Annotated in this window: 8 protein-coding genes; 5 read left to right on the top strand and 3 right to left on the bottom strand. The window is 63.3% G+C overall.

All coding sequences use genetic code 11. The features are described from left to right. Window positions 1-1889, bottom strand: a 1889-nt coding sequence (locus ACT4OC_RS17430) for a putative bifunctional diguanylate cyclase/phosphodiesterase (RefSeq protein WP_444840261.1), incomplete at its 3' end; no start/stop codon positions are given. 191 nt (window positions 1890-2080) lie between these two features. Here ACT4OC_RS17430 and ACT4OC_RS17425 point away from each other — a divergent pair. Further along, window positions 2081-2788 (top strand): glutathione S-transferase, encoded by a 708-nt coding sequence (locus tag ACT4OC_RS17425; RefSeq protein ID WP_444840260.1) that lies wholly within the window; start codon window positions 2081-2083, stop codon window positions 2786-2788. 92 nt (window positions 2789-2880) lie between these two features. Here ACT4OC_RS17425 and ACT4OC_RS17420 read toward each other — a convergent pair whose 3' ends face one another. Both ACT4OC_RS17420 and ACT4OC_RS17415 read right to left on the bottom strand, forming a co-directional pair. After that, window positions 2881-3240 carry a GFA family protein gene (locus ACT4OC_RS17420; protein ID WP_444840259.1) on the bottom strand — a complete coding sequence of 120 codons (360 nt, stop codon included), beginning with the start codon at window positions 3238-3240 and terminating at the stop codon, window positions 2881-2883. Window positions 3241-3358: 118 nt separating this feature from the next. Then, entirely contained in the window at window positions 3359-3835 is a 477-nt protein-coding gene (locus ACT4OC_RS17415; protein ID WP_444840258.1) for a hypothetical protein, read from the bottom strand. Window positions 3836-3999: 164 nt separating this feature from the next. Here ACT4OC_RS17415 and ACT4OC_RS17410 point away from each other — a divergent pair, with 164 nt between their 5' ends. The 4 genes from ACT4OC_RS17410 (at window position 4000) to ACT4OC_RS17395 (ending at window position 7842) form a co-directional block, all read left to right on the top strand. After that, window positions 4000-4290, top strand: coding sequence for a hypothetical protein (locus ACT4OC_RS17410; RefSeq protein ID WP_444840257.1), 291 nt, complete (start codon window positions 4000-4002; stop codon window positions 4288-4290). A 631-nt stretch (window positions 4291-4921) separates the two neighbouring features. Then, window positions 4922-6577 (top strand): fumarate hydratase, encoded by a 1656-nt coding sequence (locus tag ACT4OC_RS17405; protein ID WP_444840256.1) that lies wholly within the window; start codon window positions 4922-4924, stop codon window positions 6575-6577. 132 nt (window positions 6578-6709) lie between these two features. Further along, window positions 6710-7153 (top strand): MaoC family dehydratase, encoded by a 444-nt coding sequence (locus tag ACT4OC_RS17400; RefSeq protein ID WP_444840255.1) that lies wholly within the window; start codon window positions 6710-6712, stop codon window positions 7151-7153. Then, window positions 7150-7842: a DUF429 domain-containing protein gene (locus tag ACT4OC_RS17395; protein ID WP_444840254.1), complete on the top strand. Its 693-nt coding sequence runs from the start codon at window positions 7150-7152 to the stop codon at window positions 7840-7842. The genes ACT4OC_RS17400 and ACT4OC_RS17395 overlap by 4 nt, the downstream gene beginning before the upstream one ends. Window positions 7843-7845 lie beyond the last annotated feature (3 nt).

The following is a 7845-nucleotide window of genomic DNA, read 5'->3' as shown; positions in this document are numbered from 1 at the left end:
AGCACGGGAATGTCGAGGCTTGCGCCGAGCGCCAGCACCGTGCGCACGATGGCGGCAGCCGCGGCATCCTCCGGCAGGCGCTTCACAAAGGACTGGTCGAGCTTGATCTTGTCGAACGGAAAGGCGTGCAGCGTCGCCAGCGACGAATAGCCGGTGCCGAAATCGTCCATCGCCACCGAAATTCCCCTCGCCTTCAGCTTGCGCAGGATGTGCAGGCCGCGGGTCTGGTCCGACATCACCGTGGATTCGGTGACCTCCACCTCGAGCCGCTTCGGTGACAGCCCGGTCTCCAGCAGGATGGCGTGAATGGTCTCGGCGAGGTCGTCGCGGGCGAATTGCAGCGGCGAAAGGTTGACGGCGACCGTGCCGGGGATATGGCCCCCGGCGGCGTCACGGCAAGCGGTGCGCAGCGCCCATTCGCCCATGCCGACGATGGCCTCGGTTTCCTCCGCGAGCGGGATGAACTCGGCCGGCGAGATCATGCCGCGCTTCGGATGATGCCAGCGCATCAGCGCCTCAGTGCCGCAGATTCTGCCGTCGTGCAGCGTGGTCTGCAACTGGTAGTGCAGCAGCAGCTCGCCGCGCCCGGCAGCACCCTGCAGGTCGCGCGCCAGCGCGCGGCGGGCGCGGGCCTTGTCGTCCATTTCCTTGACATAGCGGGTGATCAGACCGCGCTGCTTGCTCTTGCCGCGGTGCATGGCGAGCTTGGCATTGCTCAGCGCATGGTCGCGATCCCGGGTGTCGATCGGGAAGATCGAGTAGCCGATCGAGGCGGTCAGGCTGACAGGCTGGTCCTGCACGGTGAACGGGGCGACGAACACCGCCGCGATGCGCTCGGCAAAGGCCTGCGCGTCCTGCGAATGGTTGCCGGACATCTGCAGGCCAAGGAATTCGTCGCCGCTTTGCCGCGCCAGAAACTCGCCCGCGCGAAGTGCGCCACGCATCCGGTTCGCAGCTTCGATCAGCAGCAGGTCGCCGGCAGCGTGGCCGAACAAATCGTTGACGTCCTTGAAGCCGTCGATGTCGATGGAGAAGGCGGCAAGCTTGTGCGCCTTCTCGTGCGCTTCGGCGGCGTCGAAGGCGAGCCGTTCGTTGAAGGCGATGCGGTTCGGCAGCCCCGTCATGCTGTCGTTGAACGCGAGCTGGTGGATGCGGTCGGCCGATTCCGTGCGCGAGCGCAGGTCGATGACATAGGTCGAGAAGCCCGAGCCCATCACCAGCAGCACCGCGACGATCACGGCGACGCCGAGCGTCGATGCCGGGATCAGCCAGTGCGGCACCGTTACAGCCATGTCCGGCGTGACGGTGGCGGAGGCGATCATTGTGTAGTGCAGGGTGCAGACCATGAAGGCGAGCACGATCGCCGCGCCATGGCGGCACCAGCGCGTCACCGGGCGGTTGGCGCGGTTGACGGCCAGCGCACTGAGGCCGAGGCCGAACAGGAAGGTCAGCACCAGCCCGTAGGCATTCCAGCTCACGGTGCCGGCGACATGCCAGCCGCGCACCGCGACGAAATGCATGGCGAGGATGCCGGCGCCCATCACGAGGCCGCCGGCTTCCGGCGCCAGCGTGAAATGCCGGCTGCCGATCGTAAAGCCGATCAGGCAGGAGACGATGGCGATGACGAGCACGATAGCGGTGGCGACCGGCTCGAAGCCGCTGATAAGCTGCGGATCGAGCGCAAGAATGGAGATGAAGATGGCGGCCCACAGCGCTGCGCCGGTGCCGACGGAGGCCATGAACAGCCAGCCCGTGCGGGTCACCCCTTCGGTGGCGCGGGCACGGGCGAAATGGCGCATGCCGACCCAGGTGCCGAACAGGCAGACGCTACCCGCCACCGCCACCAGCAGCTGGTGATAGATGAAGGCGTAGGAGCCGATCTCACGCATGACGCTTCCCCCCGCGGACGTGGAAAGCTACGCGGGCGCGGTTAAAAGGGTTGTGCGGCGGCCCGTTTGCAAGCTGAAATGACGCAGGGCTTTGCCTGTTAGCGTTGAAATTGATTGAATGCGGCGATGGCCCGGCCGCGCCGGTTGCGCTGTTGTCGGTTTGTTAACGCTGTCAGAGCGGGAAAACGCCCATGAAATATGCGCTCTACTACTGGCCGATGATCCAGGGACGCGGCGAATATGTCCGCCTGGCGCTGGAAGATGCCGGCGCCGCCTATGACGACGTCGCCCGCCGTGGCGATGGCATGGCGGCGATGATGCGGATGACGGAGGCGCGCAAGGGCACGCCGCCCTTTGCTCCGCCGTTCCTGAAAGCAGGCAAGCTCGTGATCGGGCAGACCGCCAATATCCTGCTCTATCTGGGCAGCCGCCATGGCCTGGCTCCGAAGGCGGAGGGCGGGAAGTTGTGGGTGCACCAGCTGCAGCTCACCATCGCCGACTTCGTGCTGGAGATCCACGACACCCACCATCCGCTCGGGCCTTCGCTTTACTATGAGGACCAGCGGCAGCCGGCGAAGAAGCGCACCGAGGAATTCTGGAAGGAGCGGGTGCCGAAATATCTCGGCTATTTCGAGGGGCTGATGGAGGAGGGCGGCGGGTCCTACATCACCGGGCGCAGGGCGACCTATGTCGACCTCTCGCTGTTCCAGATCGTCGCCGGATTGCGCTACGCGTTTCCGAAGCGCATGAAGGCGTTCGAGCGCGAGGTGCCGCGGCTCGTCGAGTTGCACGACCGCGTCGCCGCGCGGCCGAACATCAAGGCGTATCTGGCAAGCGAGCGGCGGATTCCCTTCAATGAGGAGGGGATATTCCGGAGGTACAAGGAGCTGGATGGTTAAGCGTCATTGCGAGGAGCGAAGCGACGAAGCAATCCATAGTTCCGCAAGCGGAGATATGGATTGCTTCGCTGCGCTCGCAATGACGGTGGTTATCACCGGCTCCGTCCATCCACCGGCGTCATCTTGATCTTCGACAGATCGACGCCGTCGAAGCAGCTGACGTTCACCGCCACCACTTCTGTGCCGTCGGGCTTGCTGCCGCGCGCGAACACCTCGACGCCGCAGTCGATGCAGATCTGGTGACGGATGGCGTGCTTGTTGAAGAGATATTCCTTCAGATTCTCCTCGCCGGCGCGGAGCTGAAAGCTCTTCGGCGATATGAAGGTGAAGTGCAGGCCCTTCTTGGTGCAGATCGAGCAGTTGCAGGCGGTGACCATGGCAAGGTCGCTGGTGCACTCGAACCGCACCTGGCCGCAATGGCATCCGCCGGTGAACGTCTTGCTGTCGGCCATCGTCTTTCCTCATCACACTCCGGGCGGCGGACGATAGCGCACACGCACCGGATAGTCAGCATGGCCGCATAGGCGGGCGGCCAGGGCAAGCTCTTCGAGGCCGCGGTGGAACTCGCGGCTACTCGTCCTTGCCGCGGGTGATCGCGATCGAGGCCTCGGTCTTGGTGCGCTGGCATTCCATGTTGAGGCGGCGGTAGCGCATGGTGACCTTGTCGCCGCGCAAGATGCCCATGCGCTTGAGGCAGCGCGAGGAACCGGTCATGGCGTCGTCCTTGGGGATGGTGAAGACCACCGCGGCCATGGATCCCACAAGGGTGAAGAATTCCGGCTTCGGCTTGCGCTCGCCCTTGGCGTAGAGCTCGATCGAATATTTGTCGCCGCGGCAGGCGACCGACAGCTCCTTGGCGAGCGGATGGCTCATGTAGACGGTGTTGCGGGCCTTGAAAGCGACCTTGAGCTTGTCGACGTTGTTGGTCAGCTCCTTCGCGCTGTCGTCGCAGCGGTCGGCGCGGGCGGGGGAGGCAGCCAATGTCGCCAGCAGCGCCAGCGCCGCGGCAAGAAAGATCGGTCGGCGAAACGGTCGTCGTGAAGTCATGTGATGATGCCCCTTTGGGCCTATTGAAGCGTCGGAAAAGGGTGGGCGCAAGCTGTTGATCTTGGCTACAACGGCGCAGCTTTTGTCAAGGCAAAGGGATGATTTGTGGCGTGCGAACTGTTATATTGTTTTCCGAAGGACACGATGTAAGCGTGAATCCAACAATGCTGGATGAAAAGAAAATACGAGATATCGCCCGGCAGGTCGCCACGGCAAATTTGACCAGCGCCAATATCTCGTCGGTCTCAAGCAGTGCCGCCGTTGATTCGGAGGGGCATGATGCGCTTCGAATTACGATTGTGATCACGCCCGGCGCCGAGACAAAGATCACGGGCGACGCGGCCTTGGATACCCTTGTCGGGATAAAGGAGCGCCTGCGCCGAGAAGGCGAGGAGCGTTTCCCGATCGTGGAATACGCAACCCAGGAAGAGCTTGAGGCAGGTGGCGATCCTTAATCCAGATCACCTGTTTGAGCAGGCTGACAAATTGATAACCCCTCAAATAGGACGTCCGCGTCAAGTGGACATCAGACGAGCGATCTTGGCAGCGTATTACGCAATCTTTCACGCAGCCGTCGCGGCGGCGGCCGATTAGTTTGTCGGAAGCTCCAATCGTGACGAAAGCAGGTATGGTCTGGCCTATCGCAGTGTGGATCATGGCTGGCTTCGGAAGTTGTGCGAGGAGGTCCAGAAGCCGACACCGTCTAGCAAGTTCAAACGCTACACTCCCGCCGCAGGATTTGGCCCAAATATCACTTCGTTCGCCGCGGCCGTCGAGGATTTGCAAGAAAAGCGGCATTCCGCCGATTACGATGTCATGATCCGTATGAACAGATCGGATGCTGTGCTCGCGATATCCAAGGCCCGAGCGGCCTGGGGCCGGTTCAACAGCGCCACTCAGCCAGAGCGACTGGCATTTCTAAGTCTCCTGCTATTTCAGCCGCGGGGCTAGAGATCACTCGAGGGGAAGCCCGGACGTTGCTTTAGGGTCCATATCCCTTCCTTTTGTGACAAAAATGCTTAGAACGGCTCTATCCCCGGGGCCGGCTTTCGGTCCGCTCCGGCCCCAAAACCCCGAGAAGCCGCCATGAACGCCCCGACCGCCTTTCCCGACCAGTCCAAGCCCGTACCGCCGTATAAGCACACCCCGCTGTTCCCGCTCGGCAAGGATGAGACGCCCTACAAGAAGATCACCGGCGAGGGCGTGCGGGTGGAAAAAGTGCTCGGCCGCGACATGGTCGTGGTGTCGCGCGAGGCGCTGCGGGCGCTGTCGGAAGCGGCCTTCGGCGAGATCAACCATTATCTGCGGCCGGGCCATCTGAAGCAGCTGCGCGCCATCCTCGACGACAAGGAAGCCAGCGACAACGACAAGTTCGTTGCCTTCGACTTCCTGAAGAACGCCAATATCGCGGCCGGCGGCGTGCTGCCGATGTGCCAGGACACCGGCACCGCGATCATCATGGGCAAGAAGGGCTGCAACGTCATCACCGACGGCGACGACGAGGCCGCGCTGTCGCAAGGCGCCCGCGATGCCTATCTGCGCCGCAATCTGCGCTACTCGCAGGTGGCGCCGCTGTCGATGTATGAGGAGAGGAACACGGCCAACAACATGCCGGCGCAGTGCGAGATCTATGCCGAGGGCGATGATGCCTACAAGTTCATGTTCATGGCCAAGGGCGGCGGGTCCGCCAACAAGAGCTTTCTGTTCCAGGCAACGCCCTCGGTGCTGACCAGGGATCGCATGCTGGCGTTCCTGAAGGAGAAGATCCTCACCCTCGGCACCGCGGCGTGCCCGCCCTATCATCTGGCGATCGTGATCGGCGGCACTTCGGCCGAGCTCTGCATGAAGACGGTGAAGCTCGCTTCCGCGCGATATCTCGATGCGCTGCCGACCCAGGGCTCGCCCGACGGCAACGCCTTCCGCGACGTCGAGATGGAGCAGGAGATCCACAAGATGACGCAGTCGCTCGGCGTCGGCGCGCAGTTCGGCGGAAAATACTTCTGCCACGACGTGCGCGTGATCCGCATGCCGCGCCATGGCGCATCGCTGCCGATCGGGCTTGGCGTGTCCTGCTCGGCCGACCGTCAGGTGCTCGGAAAGATCACCAAGGACGGCGTCTATCTCGAAGAGCTCGAGCACAACCCGGCACAATATCTCCCCGCCGTGGAGCAGACGCTGGGCGGCGAGGTGGTCAAGATCGACCTCAACAGGCCGATGCAGGAAATCCTGGCGACGCTGTCAAATCATCCGATCAAGACGCGGGTCTCGATGACCGGCACCATGATCGTCGCGCGCGACTCCGCGCATTCCAAGCTGCGCGAGCGGCTGGAGAAGGGCGAGTCGCTGCCGGATTATTTCAAGAACCATCCGGTCTATTACGCCGGTCCCGCCAAGACGCCGGAAGGCTACGCCTCCGGCGCGTTCGGCCCGACCACGGCGGGCCGCATGGATTCCTTCGTCGACCAGTTCCAGGCCGCCGGCGGCTCGATGGTGATGGTCGCGAAGGGCAATCGCGCGCCTGCGGTGCGCGAGGCCTGCAAGAAGTATGGCGGCTTCTATCTCGGCTCGATCGGCGGGGCTGCGGCGAACCTCGCCGAGCACTGCATCAAGAAGGTCGATGTGGTGGAATATACAGAGATCGGCATGGAAGCGATCTGGCGCATCGAGGTGGAGGATTTTCCGGCCTTCATCATCGTCGACGACAAGGGCAACGATTTCTTCAAGGAATTGAACCTGGGGTGATGCGTTCCCCGGATGCTGCGCAACATGACATGTTGCGCTGCTGATCCGGGGGCCATCGTGGGACATGGGTCCCGGCTCTGCGGCGCGTCACTGCGTGCCGCACCGCGTCCGGGACACGAGAGGTCTTACGGCATGGTCGAGTGGTTCGAGGACCTGAAGGTCGGCATGCGCTTCAAGAGCGAGGCGGTGACGGTGTCGAAGGACGACATCATCCGCTTCGCCAAAGAGTACGATCCGCAGCCGTTTCACCTCGACGAGGAGGCGGCGAAGAACTCGATTCTCGGGGGGCTTGCTGCCTCCGGATGGCACACGGCAGCGATTGCGATGCGGCTTGCCGCGAGCACCCGGCCATTCGGCCCCCATCCGTTGTTCGGCGCCGGCGTCGATGACCTGCGCTGGCTGAAGCCGGTGCGTCCCGGCGACACCATTCATCTCGAAGGAGAGCTGGTCGAGCTGGTGCCCTCGCGCTCCAAGCCGCACGGCGTCGCCCGCATCAAATGGACGGCCTATAACCAGCATGGCGAGGCGGTCTACACCTTCAATCCGATTGGGATTGTGCCGAGCCGGCCGAAGTGAACGCGGAAGCGTGCCGTAGGGCTATCGGCCTCGATGGGTTCAGCAAGGGCTGGGTCGCAGTGCGCCTTGAGGACGACCGGCAGGAAATCTCCTTTCATCGTGATGTCAGCGAAGCGCTGTCGCGCCCATTCGACAGGGCAGGGATCGACATTCCGATCGGGATGACCGACGATGGTGGACGCGACTGCGATCTGCTGGCGCGCGCGAAACTGCGGCCGCATACCTCCCGCGTATTCACCGGTGCGCGCCGCTGGTTGTGGCTTGAGCACGGCGATCCCGACAGCGCGAACAGGGAAGCGTTACGGCGCCGGCAGAAGCGGGTTTCGCGCCAGCTCTGGCACCTCGGCGCGAAGATCATGGAAGTCGATGCGTTCATACGCGCAAATATCGCTCTCGATATTCGCGAGGTTCATCCCGAACTGGTGTTTCTACGGCTGAATGGCTACCAGCCCTTGCCGTCGAAGAAATCCATTGGCGGCATTGGGCTGCGTCGCGCGCTGCTCAAGCGATCAGGCATGCAGGATATCGATCGCTGGCTGAGCGATCGACGGATCGGCTCCGGCGCAAAGATCGACGATGTGCTGGACGCCTGCGCCGTTGCAATTGCGGCCCGCAAACCTGCGGGCAGCGTCCCCGAGGGGGCGCCGCCCATTGATGCGCACGGCTTGCCGATGCGGATCTGGTTCTAGCCG

Source organism: Bradyrhizobium sp. (assembly GCF_052389815.1).
In the GTDB taxonomy this organism is placed as follows: domain Bacteria; phylum Pseudomonadota; class Alphaproteobacteria; order Rhizobiales; family Xanthobacteraceae; genus Bradyrhizobium.
The sequence above is the reverse complement of the archived record's forward strand: the minus strand, read 5'-3'. Positions and strand labels throughout refer to the sequence as shown.

Coding starts and splice junctions, on each gene's coding strand:
- ACT4OC_RS17415 (WP_444840258.1), bottom strand. CDS start 3,835: ATGACTTCACGACGACCGTTTCGCCGACCGATCTTTCTTGCCGCGGCG.
- ACT4OC_RS17405 (WP_444840256.1), top strand. CDS start 4,922: ATGAACGCCCCGACCGCCTTTCCCGACCAGTCCAAGCCCGTACCGCCG.
- ACT4OC_RS17420 (WP_444840259.1), bottom strand. CDS start 3,240: ATGGCCGACAGCAAGACGTTCACCGGCGGATGCCATTGCGGCCAGGTG.
- ACT4OC_RS17400 (WP_444840255.1), top strand. CDS start 6,710: ATGGTCGAGTGGTTCGAGGACCTGAAGGTCGGCATGCGCTTCAAGAGC.
- ACT4OC_RS17410 (WP_444840257.1), top strand. CDS start 4,000: ATGCTGGATGAAAAGAAAATACGAGATATCGCCCGGCAGGTCGCCACG.
- ACT4OC_RS17425 (WP_444840260.1), top strand. CDS start 2,081: ATGAAATATGCGCTCTACTACTGGCCGATGATCCAGGGACGCGGCGAA.